The following is a 22,445-nucleotide window of genomic DNA, read 5'->3' as shown; positions in this document are numbered from 1 at the left end:
TGAGATCGAGCCGTCGGGTGTAGCCGTACGGCTCGAGTTCTTTCCGCACGGGTGAGGCTATGCGGAGGGATGATGAAGCGAGCAACGGGGCGGCGGGATTTCTTGAAGCAGGCAGGCTGGATGGGGTCGGCCGCGATGATGGCAGCGATGCCGCAGGGCGCGATGGCGCTGGGGGATGTGGCGTCGAGTGGCCGGGTCGTCGAGGATGCGGTGCTGATACAGGCTGAGGAGGCTCCGAAGCACCACATACGGTTTGCGGTGTGCGGCATGAGCCACGACCACGTCTACGGCATGATCGGAGCCATACAGCGGGGCGGCGGCGAGCTGGTGGCCGCGTGGGGCGACGAGGAGGACAAGCTGGCGGCGTTCGCCAAGCGGTATCCCGGCGTGAAGATGGCCAAGACACAGGATGAGATTCTGCACGACGGCTCGATCCAGTTGGTGCTCAGCTCGGAGAAGGCGAACGAGCGCGCGGGCATCGGCGTGCGGGCGATGCGGGCGGGCAAGGACTTTCTCTCCGACAAGCCGGGGATTACGACGCTCGAACAGTTGGCCGAGGTGCGCAAGACAATTGCCGAGACCAAGCGGATCTACGCGATCATGTACAGCGAGCGGCTGGAGGTGAAGGCCGCCGTGTACGCGGGCGAGCTGGTGCAGAAGGGCGCGATCGGCAAGGTTATCCAGACGATCAATATCGCGCCGCACCAGATCAACCAGCGGCCGGGAGACTGGGGCGGCGGCATGGGCAGCCGTCCGGCGTGGTTCTGGAATGACGTGCAGTTCGGCGGCATCCTGTGCGATATCGGGTCGCACCAGTTGGACCAGTTCCTGTTCTATACGGGCTCGAAGCAGGCCGAGGTGGTGGCCTCGCAGGTGACGAACGTGCGGCATCCGAAGTTCCCGCACTTTCAGGACTTCGGCGACATGATGCTGCGCGGCGATAAGGGGTTGGGCTATGTGCGGCTGGACTGGTTTACGCCGTTCGGTCTGGGGACGTGGGGCGATGGGCGGCTCTTCATTCTGGGGACCGAGGGATACATCGAGATCCGCAAGTATACGGACGTGGCGGTGAAGAAGCAGGGCAATAACCTCTTTCTCGTCGATGGCAAGGAGGCGCGGTACATCGACTGCAACAATATGCCGCTGCCGTTTGGGCCTCAGTTTGTGGCCGATATCGTGAACCGCACGCACACGGCGCAGGATCAGGAACAGTGCCTGCTGGCGGCGGAGCTGTCGATCAAGGCGCAGAAGAACGCTACGCATGTGGTGTTGAAGGACTAGGAGAATGGCGATGAAAGCAGCGGAGAATGGAGTCTCGCGGCGCAGCTTTTTGAAGACAGGGCTGGGTGCGGCGGCGGCGGTAGGGTTTCCGACGATCGTTCCGGCGTCGGTGTTTGGGCAGTATGCTCCGAGCAAGCGGATCAACGTGGGCGCTATCGGAGTGGGGCGCATCTCGCGCGTGCATGATCTGCCGGGGATCATGCAGTACGACAATGCGCGGGTGATCGCGGTGTGCGACCTCGATGCGCATCGCGTGGTCGAGGGCAAGGCGTTTGTGAACGACTTCTATGCGAAGAAGTCGAGCAAGCCCTACGACGGCACGGTGGGGTATGCGAACTACCACGAGCTGCTGGCGAATAAGGACATCGACGCGGTGGTGGTGAGCACGCCGGATCACTGGCACTCGCTGATCGGCGTGGACGCGGTGCGCGCGGGCAAGGACGTGTACCTGCAGAAGCCCGCGTCGCTGACGATTGGCGAGGGGCGCGCGCTGAGCAATGCGGTGCAGGCTTCGGGGAGGATTCTCCAGATCGGCAGTCAGCAGCGGTCGACGCCACAGTTCCGGTACGCGGCGGAGCTGGTGCGGAACGGACGCATCGGTGAGGTGCAGCGGGTGGAGATCGGACTGCCCGGCGATCCGGCCGGTGGCGAGAAGACGCCGATGCCGGTGCCTGCGGGGTTCAACTACGAGATGTGGCTGGGCGAGACGCCGGATGTGTACTACACGGTGGATCGGGTGCATCCCGTGAAGGGCTATGACCGACCGGGCTGGCTGCGGATGCGGCAGTTCGGCGCGGGTATGATTACCGGCTGGGGCGCGCACCATGTCGATAGCGCCCACTGGGGCATGAACACGGAGTACTCCGGGCCGGTCGAGATATGGGGCACGGCGGAGTTTCCGACGCATGGGCTGTGGGATGTGCATGGCGCATTCAAGACCGAGGCACTGTATGCGAACGGCATCCGGATGAGTATCAGCGGGGAGTATCCGAACGGGATCAAGTTCTACGGGACGAAGGGTTGGATCTTTGTCTCGCGCGGTAATGAAGCTGTAACCAAGAGCGATCCGGTGGCTAAGCTGAACGACAATACGGCGCTGGCTTCGAGCGATCCGGCGATCATCAAGTCGGTGATCGGGCCGGATGAGATTCACCTGTACGACAGCAAGGAGCAGCATGGCAACTGGCTGGAGTGCATCATCAGCCGCAAGGAGCCGATCTCGCCGGTGGAGCTGGGGCATCGGGCGTGCTCGACCTGCCTGCTGCACGATATGGCGATGGTGCTGAAGCGCAAGCTGTACTGGGACCCGGTCTCCGAGAAGTTCAAGAACGACGACGAGGCGAATAACATGCTGTGGCGGAAGCAGCGTGCTCCGTATGTTTTGCCGAAGGTGCTGGTGTAGTACTTCGTACCGTTCTCGGGGCGGCATGGGAGAGGTCGTGAGCATGGGGCCTCCCGCTGGTCGGCAGGACAAGTCTTTATAAGCTTTTACGAAAGGGAAGAGATGATTACCAAAAGGGATGTACTGGTGGGTTTGTTAGGGGCGGCGAGTGCGCTGGGAGTGGCTGGGGCTGCGGTTGAAGCCAAGCCGATCCTGGGGCCGACGGTCTTCAAGTGGGATGAGATGAAGGTGACCAAGACGCCGACCGGCGAGGTGCGCTCGCTGGTGAAGCAGCCCACGGCCACGGTGGATGAGCTGGAGATGCACGTGACCACGCTGAATCCGGGGCTGTTGTCGCATCCTCCGCACAGGCATGTGAACGAGGAGCTGATCATCATCGACAAGGGCGAGTGCGAGACGTTGTCGGATGGAAAGTGGATCAAGGTGGGGCCGGGGGATGTGGTCTTCAATGCCTCGAACAGCCTGCATGGCTTCCGCAATATCGGGAAGACTCCGGCTACGTATCACGTTATCAACTGGAGCCCGAACAAGGAGTTGGCGGCGAAGAAGTAGGGTGGGGGCAGACGCAAACGGCCTGGGCTTTGGCTCAGGCCGTTTTGCTTTTAAGCGACGGTGTTCTTCAGCGTGCCGATGTGGTCGATGGTGATGATGATCTCGTCGCCCGAGGCCAGCGTGAAGTTGTCGGGCGGGACGACGCCGGTGCCGGTCATCAGCAGGGCTCCGTGCTCGAAGTCCATCTCGCGGAAGAGGTACTCGGCGAGCGTGTGCGGATCGCGCTTCAACTCGGTGAGGGCGGTGGCGCCGGTGAAGGCGGGCTGGCCGTCGCGCAGGATCTCGATGGAGATAGTGGTCGAGGTGGGGAGCAGGCCGTTCGAGAGGAAGATGCAGGGGCCGACGGCGCAGGCTCCGTTGTAGACCTTGGCCTGCGGGAGGTAGAGCGGGTTCTCGCCCTCGATGTCGCGCGAGCTCATGTCGTTGCCGATGGTGAAGCCGATGATCTTGCCGCGCGGGCTGAGGACGAGGGTCATCTCCGGCTCGGGGACGGACCAGGTGGCGTCCTTGCGGATGCGGACCGGAGCGCCGGTACCGACGGCTTTGGGGCCGGTCGATTTGAAGAAGAGTTCGGGGCGCTCGGCCGTGTAGACGCGGTCGTAGAAGGTGCCGCCACCGGCGTCCTTGGACTCCTCCATGCGGGCGTTGCGGCTGCGGTAGTAGGTGACGCCCGAGGCCCAGATCTCCTGGCTGACGACGGGGGCCAGGATCTCGGATTCATGGAACTCGGTGGAGCGCGGGGCGCTGGCGGCGATGGCCGCGGCGTGGCCGTAGAGATCGTCGTGGGCGATGAGGCTGTCCCAGGTGGCTTCGAGCTTGAAGTAGTTGCCGTTTGCTTCGAGGAAGTTGCCGGAGCGTGTGCGGAAGAGTTTCAAGGTTGGCGGCCTTTCGTGGGACTCAGTGGTCTGATTATCAATGCTTGGATGGGGAATTGGGGCTTGTGATGAGATTTTATGTTTGGGGCCAACGGGGGTGACGGCACGGCTGAAGCCGTGCCCTTAAGGGACGGGGTTGTGCTGGTTCAGGCGGGCGAGGATCATGTCGGTGTCGTAGACGCAGCCGCCCCAGATGCCGCCGCTGGCCTGGATGAGCGCGGCCCAGAGGCGGGTGTCTTCGGGCAAGGCCGGGTGCGGGGCGAGGTCGGGGCGCGATGGGCGGGCGGCTAGGATGGCGCGGCCTTCCTCCGGCGTGAAGGTGCGGCCGGTGGCGTCGCCTACTAGGTCGACTGTGCCGTGCAGCGCAGCGCGGTCGATGACAATTTCAATTTGATCGCCGTCGAGGACCTTGCCGATGGGGCCTCCGGCCAGCGCCTCGGGTGAGATGTGGCCGAGGCAGGCTCCGGTGGAGACGCCGCTGAAGCGCGCGTCGGTGAGGACGGCGATGTGCTTGCAGTAGGAGAGCTGTTTGAGCGCCGAGGTGACCTGGTAGACCTCCTGCATCCCCGCGCCCGCGGGGCCGCCGCAGATGAGGACCATGACGTCGCCTTCGCCGAGCGCGTGGGTTTTGATGGCCTCGATGGCCGCGTGCTCGGTGAGGAAGACGCGGGCCGGGCCGCGGTGGCGGTAGGTCTCGTTGGCGTCGATGAGGGTGGGGTCGATGGAGGTGCTCTTGATGACGCAGCCCTCGGGCGCGAGGTTGCCGATGGGGAAGCAGACCGTGGCGGTGAGGCCGCGAGAGCGGGCGGTGTCGGGCGACATGATGACCAGGCCGGGGTCGATGCCGTCGAGGGTTTGGAGCTTGGCCTTTAGCTCGCGGCGGCGGTCAGACTGTTGCCACCAGTTGAGGTTCTCGTCGAGCGTGGAGCCGCTGACGGTTTGGACGGAGGTGTCGAGCAGGCCCGCGTCGCGCAGGTGCAGCATGACCTCGGGGACGGCTCCGGCGAGGAAGACCTGGACCGTGGCGAAGCCGTTGGGGCCGTTGGGCAGCGCGTCCACGAGGCGCGGGATCTGGCGGTTGACGTGCGCCCAGTCCTCGGCGGTGGGGCGGGTGAGGCCCGCCGCGTGGGCGATGGCGGGGACGTGGAGTAGCAGGTTGGTGGAGCCGCCGAAGGCCGCGTGGACGACCATCGCGTTGCGGATGGCGGCGTCGGTGAGGATGTCGCGGGTGCCGGTGCCGAGCTGGAACATGCGCAGCAGCGCGCGGGCGGAGCGGGCGGCGGCGTCGAGCCAGATGGGCTGGCCGGAGGGGGCGAGCGCCGTGTGCGGCAGTGAGAGGCCGAGGGCTTCGGCTACGACCTGGCTGGTGGCTGCGGTGCCGAGGAACTGGCAGCCGCCGCCGGGCGAGGCGCAGGCGCGGCAGCCCATCTCGGCGGCGTACTCGAGGGTGATCTGGTGCTGGGCGTAGCGGGCTCCGATGGTCTGGACCTTGCCTGCGTCTTCGCCGCCGTCTGGAAGCAGCGTTGTCCCTCCAGGAACCAGGATGCTGGGGTAGGTGCCACTGGATGCCAGCGCGAGCATCATAGCGGGCAGGCCCTTGTCGCAGGTGGCGATGCCGAGCACGCCCTTGCGCGTGGGCAGCGAGCGCATCAGGCGGCGCAGCACGATGGCCGCGTCGTTGCGGAAGGGCAGCGAGTCGAACATGCCCTCGGTGCCCTGGGTGCGGCCGTCGCAGGGGTCGGTGACGGCCCCGGCGAAGGGGACGGCGTGCAGGTTGCGCAGCTCGCGGGCGGCCTCGGCGACGAGCAGGCCGACCTCCCAGTGGCCGGTGTGGAAGCCGAGGGCGATGGGGGTGCCGTCGGCTGCGCGCAGGCCGCCGTGGGTGCTCAGGATGAGGAACTCGGGGTCGAGCAGGCGGGCGGGGTCCCAGCCCATGCCCGCGCTCTGCGAGAGGCCGAAGAGATTGCCCGAGGGCGCGGTGAGCAGCATCTCGGGCGTGATGGGCAGCGCGCCCTCGGGGCCGGGGGCGTGGGTCTTTACGGCTGCGTGGTCGAAGCCGGAGGTCTCGAGGATGGAGGTGATATCAAGTGCAGAAATTGTCATGTACTTCGTACGGTTCTCGGGGTGGTGTGGGTAAATGATCTTCTTTGGCCCTCCGGCTGGTCGGGATCGAGAATCTTTATCTCTGACCAGCAGGAGGACCGATGCTGTTGATTCTGCCGAGACAAGTATGAAAGTCACGAAGTGACCGCCCTCCGCGCAGGAGGCCTGTCCGGCAGGACTAAGTAGGTTCGGCTTGGCTTAGATCATACGGTCCGGCAGACTCGCTCGAGTTGGGCGAGGTGCGCTTGATGCAGAGCATGAGCAGGCCGGAGAGGATGGTCGAGAAGGACATGAAGAGCAGGCCCGCCTTCGAGCCGCCGGTGCGGGCTTGTAGCTCGCCCACCAGCCAGGTGCCGAAGAAGCCGCCGAGTGCCCCGGCGCTGTTGACTGCGGCGATGACTCCGGCGGCGACGTTGGCGGGGATGATCTCGGGGATCATGGCGAAGAAGGGGCCGTAGGGAGCGTAGAGGCCGCCCGCGGTGAGGATGAGGCCAATGTAGGCCAGCCAGAAGCTGTGTGCGGCCAGGAAGGAGGAGATGAGAAGCGCGAAGCCCGCGAAGAGCATGGAGGGCCAGACGAGAGAACCGCGGCGCTGGGTCCGATCCGAGATCTGCGAGGTGACGATCATGGCGATGACACCGAGGACGTAGGGCGCGGCCGAGAGCAGGCCGGTGGCCTCGATGCCCTTTGAAAGCCCCTGCTGGATGATGGTGGGGAGCCAGAGCACGAAGGCGTACATGCCGATGCTCCAGCAGAAGTACATGGCGCAGAAGATGAGGACATCGGGGCGGCGGAGCGCGAGGCCGAGATTGGCGATGGGGGGCAGGCTGCGCTGCTCGAGTGCGAGCTGGTGGGCGAGGTCGGCGCTGGCCTCGGCAGAGAGCCACTTGGCCTGGTGGGGGTGGTCGCGTACCAGCACGAGCCATACGAAGGCCCAGAGGACCGAGGGGATGCCCTCGATGATGAAGGTCTTCTGCCAGCCGAAGGAGTGGATGAGGTAGCCGGTGATGGCCGACATCCAGAGGACGGTGACGGGGTTGCCGAGGATGAGGAAGGTGTTGGCGCGCGAACGCTCCTGGCGGGTGAACCAGTTGGTGAGCAGGAGCAGTGCGGCGGGCATGATGAGGCTCTCGGCGATGCCGAGGACGAAGCGGTCGAGCACGAGCAGCCAGAAGTTGCGGATGACGCCGGTAAGCGCGGCCAGAGAGCCCCAGGCGACGAGCGCGATGAAGATGAGGCGGGCGGCGCTGTGGCGGCGGGCGTACATGGCTCCGGGGATCTGGAAGATGAAGTACCCGAGGAAGAAGAGCGAGCCGAGGATGGCGGTCTGGGAGCCGCTGATGTTCAGGGTTTTGGCCAGCCCGGCGGCCGCGCCGAAGCCGTAGTTGGCGCGGTCGAGGTAGGCCAGCGAGTAGGTGATGAAGATGGCGGGCATCAGGAGGAACCAGCGTTTGCGCTGGTCCTTCTTGACCTCGGGAGAGGTAGGAGATGCAGGTGAGAAGGTCAACGGTGGTTCCTCTCGTGCTGCTGGGCGTGGTGCTACGCGCCGGGGATGTTGAGGTGGATGCGATAGATGCTGTCGGTCGCGGTGATGTAGAGGGTCTTGCGGTCGGCTCCGGCCCAGGCCACGTTGGAGGCGTTGAGCGGTGTGTGCAGCACGGCCAGGGGCTTGCCCGCGGGCGAGATGATCCAGATGCCGCCGGGGCCGGAGCTGTAGATATTGCCCTGGCGGTCGACCTTCATGCCGTCGGGTACGCCGGGGCGCTGGTCGGCGGAGGCGTCGTAGAAGACCTTGGCGTCGGTGAGGGTGCCGTCGGGCTTGACGGTGTAGCGCATCCAGAGCTTCTTGGGGCCGGAGTTGCTGACGTAGAGAAACTTTTCGTCAGGCGAGAAGGCGATGCCGTTCGGCTTGGGCAGGTCGGAGACGAGCAGTTGCAGCTTCTCCCGAGCCGGTGCTGCTCCGGGTTTCTGGCTGAGCGCGTTGGGGATGCGATAGACGCCGCTGAAGGCCTGCTCCTGCGGGTACGCCTTATTGGGCTGCTCGGGTAGGCCGTAGGGCGGATCGGTGAAGTAGAGCGAGCCGTCGGACTTGTAGACGAGGTCGTTGGGGCTGTTGAGGCGCTTGCCCTGGTAGGTGTCGGCCAGGATGGTGTGGGGCGCGCCGGGGACGAGCGACTCGATGCGGAAGACGTCACGCTGGGCGTGGCCGGCGATGGTGAGACGCCCCCGGCGGTCGAGCGTCATGCCGTTGGTGCCGGGTTCCTTGTGCGGGTAGGGCGTGGTGCCCTGATAGCCGCTGGGCTGGAGGAAGATGCTGACGTCGCCCGAGGGCGTGAGCTTGCGGATGCTGTTGCTGGTGATCTCGGCGAAGAAGAGATAGCCGCCGGGCATCCATACGGGGCCTTCGACCCAGGTGAAGCCGGTGGCGACGCGCTCGAGCTTGGCGTCCTTGGGGACGATGGCGTCGATGGCGGGATCGAGGCGGTCGAGTTGGAGCGGAACGGTGTTGCCGGTGGCACTCTGGCTGGATGGCTTGGCCTCCGTGAGGACACCGGAGGGCAGCAGGGAGAGAAGAACGAACGCCGAGATGGTCTGAATGCCGGTCACTGATGGATCTCCGATGGGATGGCTGGTGCGGATCTGCTTCAACCGTAGATGAAGCTCCGGAAGCTGGGCAACGGAAGTGTATCAGGGTGATTGCAGGATAGGCTTGCCGGTTTCTTTGTATCGAAAAGAATGTGACAGTGGAGGCGGGGTTCGTGTAGGCTTCGCAGCACGTAAATTTCCATGTGGCAACGCGTGTCTAAGTGCGGAGCAGGGCATGGCTTATGCAGTGGGGGCCGGGTTGGGCGAAGCTGCGGTACGGTATTGCTTCGAGCAGTACTTCGAATTGCGGTGCGGGAGTGAGATTCGGCCTTGCAGCGTGTGCAGGCGGGTGTTTGCGTGGGGCGTCTTTGCCGCCCGGGGCAACCGCGATATGCTGAACTCTGCGCGCGTTCCGGCTGGCTCTGAGTACTCCGCTGCTGATCGAGGTGCATAGATTGAATCGGTTACTTCTTTTGTAGGCAGTGGTTTCCAGCGAGCGGAGTCAATCAGCAACTATGAGATCGAACTCGGGATCGAAGAGCACGACGCGCGGTATCAAGCGCATTGATCTGGCGTATGTGGAGCTTGCATCCAGCGAGAATGCGCGCGATATCAACCGCGATATCGTGCTGGAGATCATCCGCTCGCAGCAGCCCGTGGCGCGGGCCGATCTGGCGCGATTCTCCGGGTTGCAGCCGAGCACGATCTCGTCCATCGTCGAGCAGTTGATTCAAGAAAAGTGGGTGGCTGAAGGCGCGATGGCGCGACGGCCGCGTGGACGTCCTTCGACACTGCTCTCGCTGAACGATGCGATGGTGATCCTGGTGGCGGATGTGCGGCCGAACCAGTCCATTGTGGCGCTGGTGGATTTGAATGGGCGATTTCTCGCTCGTGAAGTTGTGCCGCTGGTCTCGGAACCCGAACGTTCGGTCGAGAAGATTGTGCAGTGTATGCAGGCGATGCGGGAGGCGCATCGGGACCGCTCGTTCGAGGGCGTCGGCGTGAGCCTGCCGGGGCGGGTCGATCCGGATACGCAGCGGCTGATCCTCGCGCCGAACCTGAAGTGGGGCGAGTTCGACATCAAGGGCGCTATCGAGAAGAAGATGCAGTTGCAGGTGGAGCTGGCCAACGCGGCCAATGCGTGTCTGCTGGCGGAGCTGTGGTCGGGGCGGCTGGATGGGATTCGCAATGCGGTGCTGGTGACGGTGTCTGAGGGCATCGGCGCGGCGATATTGGCGAATGGGCAGATCATCGCCAGCCGTAGCGGGTTGGCGGGCGAGTTCGGGCACTGCCCCATCGACCCGAACGGGCCGCAGTGCGGGTGCGGGCAGAATGGGTGCTGGGAGGTCTTTGCCTCGTCCTCGGCGGCGTTGCGGTACTACCGCGAGTCCGCGAAGGATGGGAAGGTCGGCACGATTCACGACCTGCTGCGGCTGTCGGAGGAGGGCGATCCGGCGGCGGTGGCGGCGGTGACGAAGCAGGCGACGCACCTGGGGCGGGGGCTGCGGTTGATTACGGCTACGCTGTCGCCGGAGGTGATTTTGATTACCGGCGATCTGACGACTTCATGGGCGCGGTTTGGGCCGATCATCCAGAAGGAGTTGGCTGGCTCGATGCTGGCTGGGGTGGTTCCTACGTTGGGGATTACGAATGACGGCGAGCTTTCGCGGCTGCGTGGGGCGGCGGCGGTGGTATTGCAGCGGCACTCGGGGTATCACGCGTCGACGCATCTGGCGGGGACGGGCGAACGGTCGCGGCGCAAGCGGACCGTGCCGACCAGCGGGAGGACCGTTGCCTCCTGAGTCATCGAGATAAGGTATACAAGTCACGAAGTGACCGCTCTCCGCGCAGGAGGCCCGTCCGGCAGGACGTCTTTGCTCTTTTGAAGAAAGCATACCTCGGGGGCTAAAGCCCGCTTCTGTGGTGGGTTTTGATGTCCGGGCCAAAGCCCGGACCTACCCCGGAAGCAAAAGCAACAACAAAGACAGAAGCAGATTCCTCCGCTTCGCTCCTGAATGACAACCAAGAAAACAGGCAACGGCTTGGCAGGTTAGAAGCCGACGAGTCGGGCGGTGAACTGGACCTCGCGTGGGCCGCCGAGGCGGGTGGTGTCGGGCGCGAAGAGGGCTTGGCCTGCGGAGAAGACGGGCGAAGACGCGTTGCCGAAGAGGCTGGAGCTGGACGGGCCGAAGCTGCGGTTGCCGGAGCCCGCGACGTTGAAGACGTCCATAAAGAGGTCGAGGTGGTGGCCCTCGCCGGGCAGGGTGAAGTCCTTGACGATGCGCAGATCGAGGTCGTTGAAGGCAGGCTGGCGCAGGCTGTTGCGGGCAGCTACCTGGCCGCTGATGACGGCGCGGTCGTTGTAGTCGTTGGCGTCGTGCTGGGTGTCGAAGCCGACCAGCGGCGTGTAGGGCAGGCCCGAGCGGGTGATGAAGATGGGATTGAACTTGAAGCCGACAGGGAGATTCAGGATGGCCGCGATGTTGAGGTTGTGGCGGACGTCCTGCGTGGAGGGTGCGGCCTCGGCCTTGAGGTTATAGGGGTTCAGGGCCGAGTCGATGCTGAACGGGCCATCGTTGGAGTCGTCGTCGCGGGTGCGGGCGAAGGTGTAGTTGGCCGTGACCTGCGTGCGTCGGGAGATCTGCGAGATGGCCGTGACCAGGAGGCCGTCGTAATTGGAATGGGCGTTCGACTGGTTGACCAGCAGGCGGCCGTAGGCGGAGCTGGGGCGCAGGGCGGGGAAGACCGGGTTGCCGGAGGCGTCGATGGTGGGAGCGTCGAGGTTCTCGTCGATGCGGCGCTGGAGGTGCCAGGTGCTGTTGTGCAGGTAGCCGACGGTGACGTCGAGTTTGGGGTGAAGCTCCTGCTCAAGGGTGGCGGCGAACTGCGCGGAGGTGGGGTTGCGGAAGTTCGGGTCGATGCCGATGACGAGGGCTGCCGGTGTGGTCAGGGCCGGGACTCGGGGCAGCGGCTGTGCGAGCGTGAGCAGCATGGGGTCGAAGTAGCTGTCGGCGATGGCGACCTGCTGGCCGTTGTCGATGGCGACGCGGTGGAAGATATCGGCAGGAGTATTGGCCGAGAAGAGGCCCGAGGAGAGGCGTACGACGGTCTTCGTGGCCGGGTTCCAGGCGAGGCCGAGGCGAGGCTGCCAGAGAGAGAGGTCGCTGGGGATGTGAGCGGTGACGGGGATGGCCGGGTTGGGGTTCTGGGGCTGGGGGTTGAACTGGGAGGCCCAGCGGAGACCGGCGGTGAGGGTCAGCTTGCGGGTGAGGGTGAAGCGGCCGTTGCCGTAGAGGCTGAACTCGCGGACTGAGCCACGATAGCGTGTGTCTCCGAGGGCGAAGGTCTGCTGGAAGCGGCGCGGGTTGGCGGCGAGGTAGTCGGCCAGCGAGTCGTAGTCGAAGCGGCCGTTGAGATTGGCCTCCTGCTGCTGGTAGGCGGGGTCGTAGGCGAAGGCTCCGCCGAAGGTGAGCAGGGTGTTGCCGCGCGTGAGGGAGACGTCTTCCTTGAGCTGGGTCTGCTGCGAGGTGAAGAGCTGCGAGCCGAAGCTGTTGCCGCCGAGGATGCCGAAGCCGTTGATGACCTGCTCGGGCGCGGTGGAGTTGGGGGTGAGGCTGCGGTGGTCGCCGGACCACGCCACCGTGGCTTGGTTTACAAGCCGTGGAGTGAGCAGGTGCATCCACTGGACGATGGCCGTGGCGCTGTGGCCGCCGAGCGAGGCTGCGTTTGCGGCGGTGGCGAGCGAGCGCGTGGAGGCTCCGGTGTTCAGGGCGTCGGGGACGTTCGAGGCGGAGACGCGGTTGAGGCCCAGCTCAAGGGCTAGTGTGTCCTTCGGGGAAGGAAGTAGATCGACGCGACCGAAGAAGGCTGTGGGTGAGGACTTCTGCACGGTCTCGCCCTGCTGGGCGGCGAGTGCGGTGGGGATCACGACGCCCGGAGCTTGCGGGGCGAAGGCCGACCAGTAGGGGACGTGGAGGAAGTCCTGCTCGAAGCCGACGTAGTAGAAGGAACGCTTGCGCAGGAAGGGCAGCTTGAGCGGGCCGCCGGTGGAGCCGCCGAAGGTGTTCTGGGTGTTGTCGAGCGAGTTGCCGAAGGCATCGGCGGCGGTCAGGCCGCTGGGGCGTCCGGTGTAGAAGAGCTCGCCGTGGGTGCGCCCCGAGCCCTGCTTGGTGACCACGTTGATGAGGCCGGAGTTGGTGCCGCCGACCTCGGCGGTGACGCCGGAGTGGATGATCTGGAACTCGCGCACGACGGTCTGGGGGAGGAAGAAGGCGCGGTCGCCCGCGCCGCGAATGCCGCCGTGGAGCGGGTCGTTGAAGCTGGTGCCGTCCACCTGCGTGATGAGGGAAGAAGCGCGCTGGCCCGCCATGATGACGCCGTTGCCGCTGGCGTCCTCGTCGGCACCGGGCGAGAGCGTGGTGAACTGGTTGAAGTCGCGGTCGCGGTTGGGCAGGTAGGTGACGGTTAGCCCGGCGAGGAAGATGCCGACGGAGGAGTCCTCTTTGTTGACCTCGGGGGCGACGGTGTTGCCTTCTACGAGGCCGCTGCGTGCGTGCACGGTGGCGGACTGCTTGACTGCGGGAAGGGCAAGGGGGACGTCGACGTGGACGGTGCTGCCTAAACTTAGGGTGAGGCGGACGGGATGGCGGGTGGCGAGGCTCTCGGATTTGGCCTCGACGGTGAAGGCGCCGGAGGTGAGCGAGGCTACGCGGAAGTTGCCGCTGGCGTCGGTGGTGGCGGTGCGGGTGCTGGAGAGATCGGTGTTGCGGACGGTGACCGTGGCTCCGGCGACGGGGCGGCCCTGCGGGTCGAGGATGCGGCCCGCGATGGTGGCGGTGCTGGTCTGGGCATGAAGAGGAGCGAGCGTGCAGCAGGCTAAGGCAATCGTGGTGGCATACCTGCGGACGCTCATGGAACGGGGTCTCCTGTTGGCTTATGGATGGATGTTAAGTGGACCCCGGCCATCTGTGATGACCGGGGCATGGGGTTGTTAGAAGCTTACCTTGGCCGAGAACTGGAGCGAGCGGGCCGGAAGCTGGTTCGTGATGCCTGCGAGCGGTGCACCGAGGGTCGGAGAAGGCGTTACGCCGTTACCGTAGGTGCCGTTGTAGCCGATGAAGTTGGCGTGGTTGAGGACGTTGAAAGCCTCGGCGCGACCTTCAGCGTGGACGCGGTCGTGGAAGAAGCCGAAGGAACGGCTGACGAAGGGAGCCAGCTCGTAGATCGGGCGGCCACGGCCGGTGTCGCGGCCCAGGATGGCTCCGTTGACAAGCGGTCGGTCGGTGGTTGCGCCGGTGTCGCCGCTGTTGGTGGTGCCGGTGACGATGTTGTAGGGCAGGCCACCGGCCAGAGTGGCTACGCCGCCGACGTGGATCTTGAACGGCGCGACGTAGATGCCGGAGAGCACGAGGCGGTGACGCTGATCGAAGATGGCGTTGCCGATCTCCTGCTTGCCGGTGAGGAGAGGATCGTTGGGGTTCTGGCTGGTGGTGTCGGGATCGACGTTGTCGATGGTGTGCGACCAGGTGTAGCTGGCCAGCATGGAGAAGCCGTGCGCGAAGGTGTGGTTGATGTTGACGTCGAGTGCGTTGTAGTAGAGGACGCCGTTGTCGGAGTCGGTCTGGATGACGCTATAGGGTGGCGTTGCGCCCGCGTTTTTATTGGGGTCGCAGGTGCCGCCGTGCGACTGATACCAGGAGATCCAGTAGGGGCGGGTGCAGTTGGCGGCCTGGGCGGTGCGGATCGACTGCGTCGGAGCAGTCGCAGGTGTGGTCGGGGTTGCGGGGGTTCCGGGGACGATGGTGCGGGCGACCGAGGCCGGGGCATCGACGTCCAGGGGACGGGTGATGCGTAGGGTGTGGGTGCCTACGTAATCGACGGCCAGGGTCCAGCCGGGAGCGAACTGGTGCTCGATGCCGAGGTTGTACTGCTCGGAGTAGGGATTGACCAGCTTATCCGGGTAGTTGACCAGGGTGTTGGTGGGGAAGAACGAGTTGAGGAACGCGCCGCCGCCGGGACGGATGTAGAGGCTGCGCAGAGGTACTGGCGCTCCCGCGGGAAAGGCCGGAAGCGGAGCCGCCGCGATGGAGGTGGGGAAGCCCACCTGTCCGGCCTGGGCCGTGTAGTTGAAGACACCGGTGGGACCGACGAGCGAGTAGTTGGCCTGAGAGTTGTCGACGATCTGCGAGTCATAGATGCCGAAGCCGCCGCGAATGACGATCTGGCCGTTGCTGAGCGGGTTGTAGACGAAGCCGACGCGCGGAGCGAAGAGCAGGGTCGAGTCGGTGAAGGTCTGGCGCTCGTAGCGGAGGCCGAAGTTGAGGGTCAGGTTCTTCAGGCGCAGGTCATCCTGTACGAACCCAGCCCAGAGTACGTCGTCCACGGTGTAGGCGGCGTTGCCGTAGCTCTGGGTGTAGGAGAGAGCGTTGCCGATGTTCTGTGCCCAGGTGGTCTCGCAGTAGGTGAGGCTCTGGGTGGCGCTGATGGTGCAGGGCTTGAAGGTGAAGGAGCCGAGGTAGACCGGGCCGCCGAACTCTTTGCTGTTGCCGCCGGTGTGCGCGTAGAGGACGTCGCCGCCGATGGAGAGCTGGTTGCGGCCCTTGGTGAAGCTGATGGTGTCGTTGAACTGGTACTGCCGGTTCATCAGCAGGGCGGACTGCGAGGTGCCGTTGGTGAAGGTGGTAGTGCTGCCGCCGTTCACGATGGGCACGACGAACTGGGTGCCGAAGACGACCGGGTCGAACTCGGTGATGGGAGAGGCGAGCTGGAACTGCGCACGGGCGTTGTTGACCAGTGCGGGGCTGAGCACGGTGGTCGCGCCCAGCTCGTTGGCGTAGGTGCGCTTGTGGAAGACGCGGGCCACGGTGGGTAGTGCATTGCCGCCGACGATGCCGTTGGGGTTGGTGTCGGAGAAGGCGTCGATGTCGCCGCGGTAGAAGAGGTGCGTGGTCGCGTTCAGCTCGTGGTCGAGGCGCAGGTAGCCGAGCCACTGGCGGTAGTGGCCGACGTAGTTGCCGGGGGCGAGCGGCGAGATGACCGGTGAGGCGCGGTCCTGGCGGCTGAACTCGGCTCCGGTGAGGAAGAAGGTCTTCTTGGCCAGCGGGCCGGAGAGGCTGGCGGCGGTCTGGCCGAGGGAGTCGTTGGTGATGTCGTTGCCGCTGGCGGCGTTGCCGGGGGTGAAGCCGGAGAGCGCGGCCTCGGGCCGGGAGGGCCGCCACAGCTCGAGCAGGTCGCCGTGGAAGCGGTTGCTGCCGCTCTTGGTGATGATGTTGACGACAGCGCCGGTGCTGGCTCCGTACTCGGCCGAGAAGCTGTTGGTCAGGACCGACATCTCCTGCACGGCGTCCTGCGGGATGGCGGTGAAGATGGTTTGGCGGCCCCAGGAGTCGTTGCCGCTGACGCCGTCGATCTCGAAGTACTGCTGGCGTCGGCCTGCTCCGTTGGTGGTGAAGAGAGGCTGGTTCATGAAGACGTCGCCCTGGTTGATGGCGGGGCGGTTGGCGGCGTTGAGCAGGGCGAGATAGGTGATCTTGCGGCCGTAGAGCGGGGTCTCTTCGATCTGCTCGCGGCTGAGGGTGTCGCCGAGCTGGGGCTGGTCGATGCGGGCCTGACCGGCGGCTCCGGTGACGGTGATGGCGGCGGTGCCGCCCGAGACGGCTAGGCGCAGGTCGAGGTGCGCAGAGCTACCGCCGACGAAGGTGACGTGGCTGAGAGTGGAGGTGGCGAAGCCGTCCTTGGTCGCGGTGATGTCGTAGCTGTCGGCGGTGGGGAGGCCGACGAGGGCGAACTGGCCGGAGGCGTCGGCGTGGACCGTGCGGGTGACGCCGGTCTGGGTGTCGGTCGCGACGATCTCGGCTCCGGCGATGCGGGCGCTGGTGGGGTCGGAGACCGTGCCGTAGAGAGTGGCAGTGTCGGGGGTCTGGGCCGAAAGGAGCGTCGTGGCGCCGACGACGAGGGATGAGACGAAGAGATTTCGTGCTCTGAGCATGTGCCTCCAAAGATTTTGGTGCAGACGGAGAATATTTTTATGGAACTGCAATAAACGGGATTAACGATCACGATAGTAGTGCCCAAGTCGTACTACCAGCCGTAGTAGGTACTTCGTACCGTTCTCGGGGCGGTATGGGCAGGATTATCGGCATGGGGCCTTCCGTTGGGTTGGCAGCGAGGATTTTTTGTTTTGGGCAATGGGGATTTGGGGCTTCCGCGTAGGTGGGGCGTCCGGCAGGAGGGCTTTGCTCGTTGTAAGAAAGCGTTCCTCAGCGGCTAAAGCCGGTTTGTCGGCAGGCTGGGATGGCACGGCTGAAGCCGTGCCCTTAAGGGTCTGGGTTGGGATGGAGAAAGCATACCTCGGGGGCTAAAGCCCGTTTCTGTGGCGAGTTTTAATGTCCGGGCTAAGGCCCGGACCTACCCCAGAAGCAACGACAACAGCAGATTCCTCCGCTTCGCTCCTGAATGACAACCAAGAAAACAGGCAGCAGCAAAAGCGCTCTCGCGCCGGAGTACATTTGCTGGACTGGAAAGTTCGACAGGAAGGGATGCCTCGTGTGAGGCAAGGATCTTCAGGCTCCGCTCTTATCCCCTTTTATCCTTTTTTATCCCCGTTTCGCCTTGCTCTTTGTTGGAGCGGGCTAGTGGACCAGGAACTCCATCGCGCTGTGGACCAGGGAGAGGACCTCGCGCTGATGGGTGGCCAGCAGGGTGATGATGGCTGCGGCTGTGGCGACGGCTGCCGTGCGGAGACGAGAGTGCCCGGTGGTCGGCGTGGCCTGTGCGGTGGGGCCGAGAAGGCGCTGGACGCGCTCGCCGAGGTCGTCCTTGCAGGCTACCAGCGAACTGACGACGGGGATCTGCTCGCTGCGGGTGGAGAGGCGGGCGACGCGGACTAGGGCTTCGGCCAGGGCGATGGCGCGCATGGGCTCGGAGGCCACAGCGGCATCGTCGGCGGCCCACTCGGCCATGCGCGCCCACTGCTGCTCCAGCGAGCGGAAGGTGGGGTGCAGCGGCAGCACGCCGGGGGCGGAGACCATCGCAAGACGCTTCAGGTTGTCGTAGGACTGGCGGTGCGCCTCCTCGTGGAGCAGGGCAGCCTCCATCTGGCTCTGCGAGAGGGCCTGGCGGGCGCGGTGCGAGACGATCAGGCGGGGGTGCAGGAAGCCCACCAGGGTAAAGGGAGAACGTATGCCGATGCGGGGCGAGGCCTCATCCTGCGCGATGCGGTGCGAGGCGAAGAGTGCCCAGACGAAGCGCATCGCCGCTGCCGCGATGAGGGCGGCTCCGGCAGCCGCGAAGGCCAGGCAGGGGTAGCCGATGCTCTCGCTGGCGTCCTGCTCGAAGCGCAGGTAGCTGGGGATGCAGAAGAGCAGGACGGTCAGGGTGGAGAGGGTGAGCGGCAGCAGGCGCAGGCCGAAGAGCAGCAGGGCGCCCGAGGAGGCGCGCATTCGCACTGCGAGCCGCGTGGCGACCGAGGAGAGTGCGAGGATCAGCAGGCTCGCCGCGACGTGGACGAGGAAGAAGGAGGCGAGGCAGGCGCAGGCGAGACGCAGCGTGTAGCTCATGGGCGATACGCTCCTTTACTTCGTGGCTGGTTCTTCATGGCTGGCCTTGAGTTCGTACTGGCGGCGGCGTTCGGCGATGTTTTTTTCCAGCTCGGCGAGCAGGGTCTCGTCGTACTCGCAGACGGTGTCGACCAGGTGCGAGACGAGCAGCTCGCGGGCCTCCTGCGAGTGGAAGAGCGGCACGTCGGTGGCTGGCTCCTCGCTCTCCGTACGCCGGGGGACGCAGGGGATGTAGCGGAAGGTGCGGTCGGCCATGTGGCGGTCGAGCAGGCCCTTCTTGAAGAGGCGGTCAAGCGTGGTCATGACGGTGGTGTATGCGAGCGGGCGGCTCAGATGGCCGAGCACGTCGCGCACGGAGCTCTCGCCGCGCGCCCAGAGGATGCGCAGTACCTCGGCCTCAAGCCGGCCGAGCGAGGGGCCGCGATTGAGGGAACGGCCGGATAGGAGTTCGGAGAGCGTACGCATCATAAAGAACCGGATCTCTGCTGGAAGTGCGTTGGTTTCGGGTTTGATCGCTATCTTATCCCATGACGCGGGCGCGGGTGGGGAAGTGTTCTTCAGAATTTCATTGACACGAAACGCATCTACTATCAGCATAGGATTACTACCGGCATAGTAGTTGTGAATCCAGCAGGGTCTCCCGTGCTTGGCGTGCTTTGCCGTGCAGTGGTCAGAAATCGGATTTCCAGAATTTCCAGAAGTAGATACAAGCATCGCCGCTTTCGTCACCGGGGGACGTCTTCCGTTCCCTGCCATGTCGGGCTGGTGAGTGGACTCTGCCGCCAGCCTGAAAAGTAGTGCCAACTGCTTCCTGTGAGGGCTTCTGTGTCAGATCGCAATACCCCCGTCCGCCTGCTCCGCTCGTTTGCGCCTTTCTCGCTGAAAGCCTGTTTCTCCATCTCCTGTGCTGCTCTGCTGCTGGGCAGCTCGGTGCTGGCCCAAGGGACTGCTCAAGGCGCTCCTGACCCGCTGAAGGGGCTTTCTTTCCGTCAGGTCGGACCCTTCCGTGGAGGCCGCGTGGTCGCGGTGAGTGGCGTGCGGAACCAGCCGCTGGTGTTCTACTTCGGCGGCACGGGCGGCGGTGTGTTCAAGACGGTGGACGGCGGGCATAGCTGGAAGCCGATTACGGATGGGCAGATCAACTTCGGCTCTATTGGCGCGATTGCCGTGGCTCCGTCGGACCCGAACGTAATCTACATCGGCACGGGTGAGGCTCCGATGCGCGGCAATGCCTCGCACGGCGACGGTGTGTACAAGTCCACTGACGCGGGCAAGACGTGGAAGCACATCGGCCTTGAAGATACGCAGCAGATTGGGCGTATCTGCGTTGATCCGAAGGACCCGAACCTGGTTTATGTGGCTGCGGTGGGACACATGACTGGTCCTAATGAAGAGCGTGGAGTTTTCCGCTCGAATGACGGCGGTAAGAGCTGGAAGAAGGTTCTCTTCAAGAGCAACAAGGCTGGCGCGTCGGACCTCATCATCGACCCCAGCAACTCGAATATTCTCTATGCCACTATCTGGCAGTTCAATCGCGAGCCGTGGGGATTTGAGAGCGGTGGACCGGATGGCGGAATCTGGAAGTCGATGGACGGCGGCGATACCTGGAAGGAACTGACCCGTAACCCCGGTCTGCCGAAGGGTGTGCTGGGTCGTATTGGCGTTACCGTCTCGCCGGTAAACCCGGATCGCATCTGGGCGCTGGTGGAGGCTGAGGACGGCGGCATCTTCCGCTCTGAGGACGCGGGCGCTACGTGGAAGAAGGTTAACGATCAGCGCATTCTGCGCCAGCGGGCTTGGTACTACTCGCAGATCTTTGCCGACCCCAAGGACGCCAATGAGATCTATGCGCTGAACACCGGGTTCTTCCGCTCGACCGACGGCGGCAAGACCTTCGACCAGATTCCGAACGAGCATGGCGATAACCATGACATGTGGATCGCGCCGGAAGACCCGAACCGCTTCATCGAGTCGTCGGACGGCGGAGCGCAGATCTCCTACGACGGCGGCAAGAGCTGGAGCACGGAGCAGAACCAGCCCACGGCGCAATTCTACCGCGTGGTCACGGACAACGACTTTCCGTATCACATCTACGGCGCGCAGCAGGACTCGACTACTGTGGCGATTGATAGCTACGCCAACGAGGGCGTCATCAACCAGACCAACTGGCACTCGGTTGGCGGCGGCGAGAGCGGCTGGATCGCGCCGGACCCGAAGAACTCGGACTTTGTGTATGCCGGTTCTTACGACGGGCTGCTGACTCGCTACGACCGCAAGACGGCTTCGCTACGGCAGATCAACGTGTGGCCGGATAACCCGATGGGCTCGGGTGCGGAGGCGATGAAGTATCGCTTCCAGTGGAGCTTTCCGATGATGTTCTCGCCCAACGATCCGAAGAAGCTCTACGCGGGCGGCAACGTTCTCTTCGAGACGACGGACGAGGGCCAGCACTGGAAGGCGATCAGCCCCGATCTGACCCGCAATGATAAGTCGAAGCAGGGGCCGGTTGGCGGGCCGATCACCAAGGACAACACGGCGGTCGAGTACTACGACACGATCTATACGATCGACGAATCGCCGGTGGCGGCGGGGACGATCTGGGCTGGGGCTGATGACGGGCTCGTCCACCTGACCCGCGACGGCGGCAAGAACTGGGCGGATGTTACGCCGAAGGGGATGCCCGACTGGATTCGCATCAACTGTATCGCGGCCTCGCCGTTCGATGCGGGCACGGCCTACATTGCCGCGACGATGTATCTCTCGGACGACTACCACCCCTTCCTCTACAGGACGACGGACTTCGGCAAGACTTGGCAGAAGATCGTCAGCGGGATTCCGGCTGATGACTTTACCCGCACCATTCGGCCCGATCCGAAGAAGAAGGGCTTGCTCTTCGCGGGCACGGAGTCGCACCTCTACATCTCGTACAACGATGGCGAGTCGTGGCAGCGGTTCCAGTTGAACCTGCCCGAGGTGCCGATCACCGACCTTACCTTCCAGAAGCGGGATGACGATTTGGTCGTCGCTACGCAGGGGCGCGCGTTCTATGTGCTGGGCGATCTGCCGCTGGTGAGGGCGCTCGATCCAGCCAGCTTCAATGCGTCGTCGGCGACGGTGAAGCTGTTTGCGCCGAAGAAGACTGTGCGCTACTCCGCGCCGGGTCGTCAGCCGGGAATCGCTCCGGCGGGTGGTGGGCAGAATCCGCCCAGCGGCGTGGTGGTGAACTACTACTTGAAGAGCAAGCCCGCGGAGGTGAAGCTGCGCTTCCTCGATAACAGCGGCAAGGTCATTAACGAGTTCTCGAGCAAGGCCGAGCCGGTGGAGACGGTGCCAGGAATGGATGAGGAGGAGTCGGGGATTCCTGCGAAGCCGCTGGCTCCGGCGCGCGAGGGCATGAACCGCTTCGTGTGGAACATGCGCTATGAGGACGCGACGGGCTTCCCGGGGCTGCTGATGTGGGCGGCTTCGCTGCGTGGTCCGCTGGCGGTGCCGGGTACTTACAAGGTGGAGCTGGTCGTCGACGGCAAGGCGCAGACCGAGCCGTTCGAGATCATCAAGGACCCACGCTCGCCGGGTACGCCGGAGGATATGGCTAAGCAACTCGATCTTGCTCTGAAGGTCGAAGCGAAGCTGACTGAGGCGAACCAGAGCGTTATTTCTATCCGCGCGGCGAAGAAGCAGTTGCAGCCCTACACGACAGCCGGTGGTGCGGACGTTCGCGCCAAGGCCAAGTCGATCATCGAGCAGTTGAGCGTGGTGGAGAACAACATCTACCAGACGAAGCTGCAGGCCAATGAAGACGCGCTGAACTTCCCCATCAAGCTGAACAACAAGATCGGCTCTCTGTTGGGCGTGGTACAGGCGAACGATATCGCACCGACGGCGCAGAGCTACGAGGTCTTCGACGACCTGTCGGCGAAGCTCAAGGTGGAGACCGATCACCTGAACCAGATCGTGACGACCGATGTGTCCAGCTTCAACAAGCTGGTCGAGGATCAGAAGATTCCGGCGGTCAATCTGAAGAAGTCCGAGTAAACGGCTAGCGGCCCTCCCCTGTGGAGGGCCGCTGTTGTCTTGTGCAATTTGAAC

At 64.5% G+C, this 22,445-nt stretch carries 13 protein-coding genes; 5 read left to right on the top strand and 8 right to left on the bottom strand.

Going from position 1 to position 22,445, the window contains the following annotated elements:
• Positions 1-69 precede the first annotated feature (69 nt).
• The 3 genes from FTO74_RS14050 (at position 70) to FTO74_RS14040 (ending at position 3,235) form a co-directional block, all read left to right on the top strand.
• The gene (locus FTO74_RS14050; protein WP_174242229.1) at positions 70-1,281 is read left to right on the top strand and encodes a Gfo/Idh/MocA family oxidoreductase; all 1,212 of its coding nucleotides are present in this window, start codon (positions 70-72) and stop codon (positions 1,279-1,281) included.
• A 4-nt stretch (positions 1,282-1,285) separates the two neighbouring features.
• Positions 1,286-2,683 carry a Gfo/Idh/MocA family oxidoreductase gene (locus FTO74_RS14045; RefSeq protein ID WP_255462281.1) on the top strand — a complete coding sequence of 466 codons (1,398 nt, stop codon included), beginning with the start codon at positions 1,286-1,288 and terminating at the stop codon, positions 2,681-2,683.
• 102 nt (positions 2,684-2,785) lie between these two features.
• Complete coding sequence (locus tag FTO74_RS14040; RefSeq protein ID WP_162538705.1) at positions 2,786-3,235, top strand: cupin domain-containing protein; 450 nt, start codon at positions 2,786-2,788, stop codon at positions 3,233-3,235.
• A gap of 50 nt (positions 3,236-3,285) precedes the next feature.
• Here FTO74_RS14040 and FTO74_RS14035 read toward each other — a convergent pair whose 3' ends face one another.
• The 4 genes from FTO74_RS14035 to FTO74_RS14020 all read right to left on the bottom strand — a co-directional run bounded on the left by FTO74_RS14035 (position 3,286) and on the right by FTO74_RS14020 (position 8,862).
• Positions 3,286-4,110 (bottom strand): fumarylacetoacetate hydrolase family protein, encoded by an 825-nt coding sequence (locus tag FTO74_RS14035; protein ID WP_162538704.1) that lies wholly within the window; start codon positions 4,108-4,110, stop codon positions 3,286-3,288.
• A 123-nt stretch (positions 4,111-4,233) separates the two neighbouring features.
• Positions 4,234-6,213 carry a YjhG/YagF family D-xylonate dehydratase gene (locus FTO74_RS14030; protein WP_162538703.1) on the bottom strand — a complete coding sequence of 660 codons (1,980 nt, stop codon included), beginning with the start codon at positions 6,211-6,213 and terminating at the stop codon, positions 4,234-4,236.
• Between the two features lie 178 nt (positions 6,214-6,391).
• On the bottom strand, positions 6,392-7,720 hold the full coding sequence (locus tag FTO74_RS14025; RefSeq protein ID WP_255462280.1) for an MFS transporter: 1,329 nt from the start codon (positions 7,718-7,720) through the stop codon (positions 6,392-6,394).
• A 32-nt stretch (positions 7,721-7,752) separates the two neighbouring features.
• Positions 7,753-8,862, bottom strand: coding sequence for an SMP-30/gluconolactonase/LRE family protein (locus FTO74_RS14020; RefSeq protein ID WP_255462279.1), 1,110 nt, complete (start codon positions 8,860-8,862; stop codon positions 7,753-7,755).
• A gap of 452 nt (positions 8,863-9,314) precedes the next feature.
• Between FTO74_RS14020 and FTO74_RS14015 the strand changes: the two genes are divergently transcribed.
• Positions 9,315-10,601 (top strand): ROK family protein, encoded by a 1,287-nt coding sequence (locus tag FTO74_RS14015; RefSeq protein ID WP_162538702.1) that lies wholly within the window; start codon positions 9,315-9,317, stop codon positions 10,599-10,601.
• A 248-nt stretch (positions 10,602-10,849) separates the two neighbouring features.
• Here FTO74_RS14015 and FTO74_RS14010 read toward each other — a convergent pair whose 3' ends face one another.
• From FTO74_RS14010 to FTO74_RS13995, 4 genes are all read right to left on the bottom strand, one after another.
• Entirely contained in the window at positions 10,850-13,711 is a 2,862-nt protein-coding gene (locus FTO74_RS14010) for a carboxypeptidase regulatory-like domain-containing protein (RefSeq protein ID WP_162538701.1), read from the bottom strand.
• Between the two features lie 78 nt (positions 13,712-13,789).
• Positions 13,790-16,786: a carboxypeptidase regulatory-like domain-containing protein gene (locus FTO74_RS14005; RefSeq protein ID WP_162538700.1), complete on the bottom strand. Its 2,997-nt coding sequence runs from the start codon at positions 16,784-16,786 to the stop codon at positions 13,790-13,792.
• 643 nt (positions 16,787-17,429) lie between these two features.
• Positions 17,430-18,356 carry a M56 family metallopeptidase gene (locus tag FTO74_RS14000; RefSeq protein ID WP_162538699.1) on the bottom strand — a complete coding sequence of 309 codons (927 nt, stop codon included), beginning with the start codon at positions 18,354-18,356 and terminating at the stop codon, positions 17,430-17,432.
• A 15-nt stretch (positions 18,357-18,371) separates the two neighbouring features.
• On the bottom strand, positions 18,372-18,824 hold the full coding sequence (locus FTO74_RS13995) for a BlaI/MecI/CopY family transcriptional regulator (RefSeq protein WP_162538698.1): 453 nt from the start codon (positions 18,822-18,824) through the stop codon (positions 18,372-18,374).
• Between the two features lie 357 nt (positions 18,825-19,181).
• Here FTO74_RS13995 and FTO74_RS13990 point away from each other — a divergent pair, with 357 nt between their 5' ends.
• Entirely contained in the window at positions 19,182-22,391 is a 3,210-nt protein-coding gene (locus FTO74_RS13990) for a hypothetical protein (protein WP_220399025.1), read from the top strand.
• The last annotated feature ends 54 nt before the right edge of the window (positions 22,392-22,445 follow it).

This window comes from Granulicella sp. WH15 (genome assembly GCF_009914315.1).
Lineage (GTDB): Bacteria > Acidobacteriota > Terriglobia > Terriglobales > Acidobacteriaceae > Edaphobacter.
This window is presented reverse-complemented; position numbering and strand designations above follow the sequence as displayed.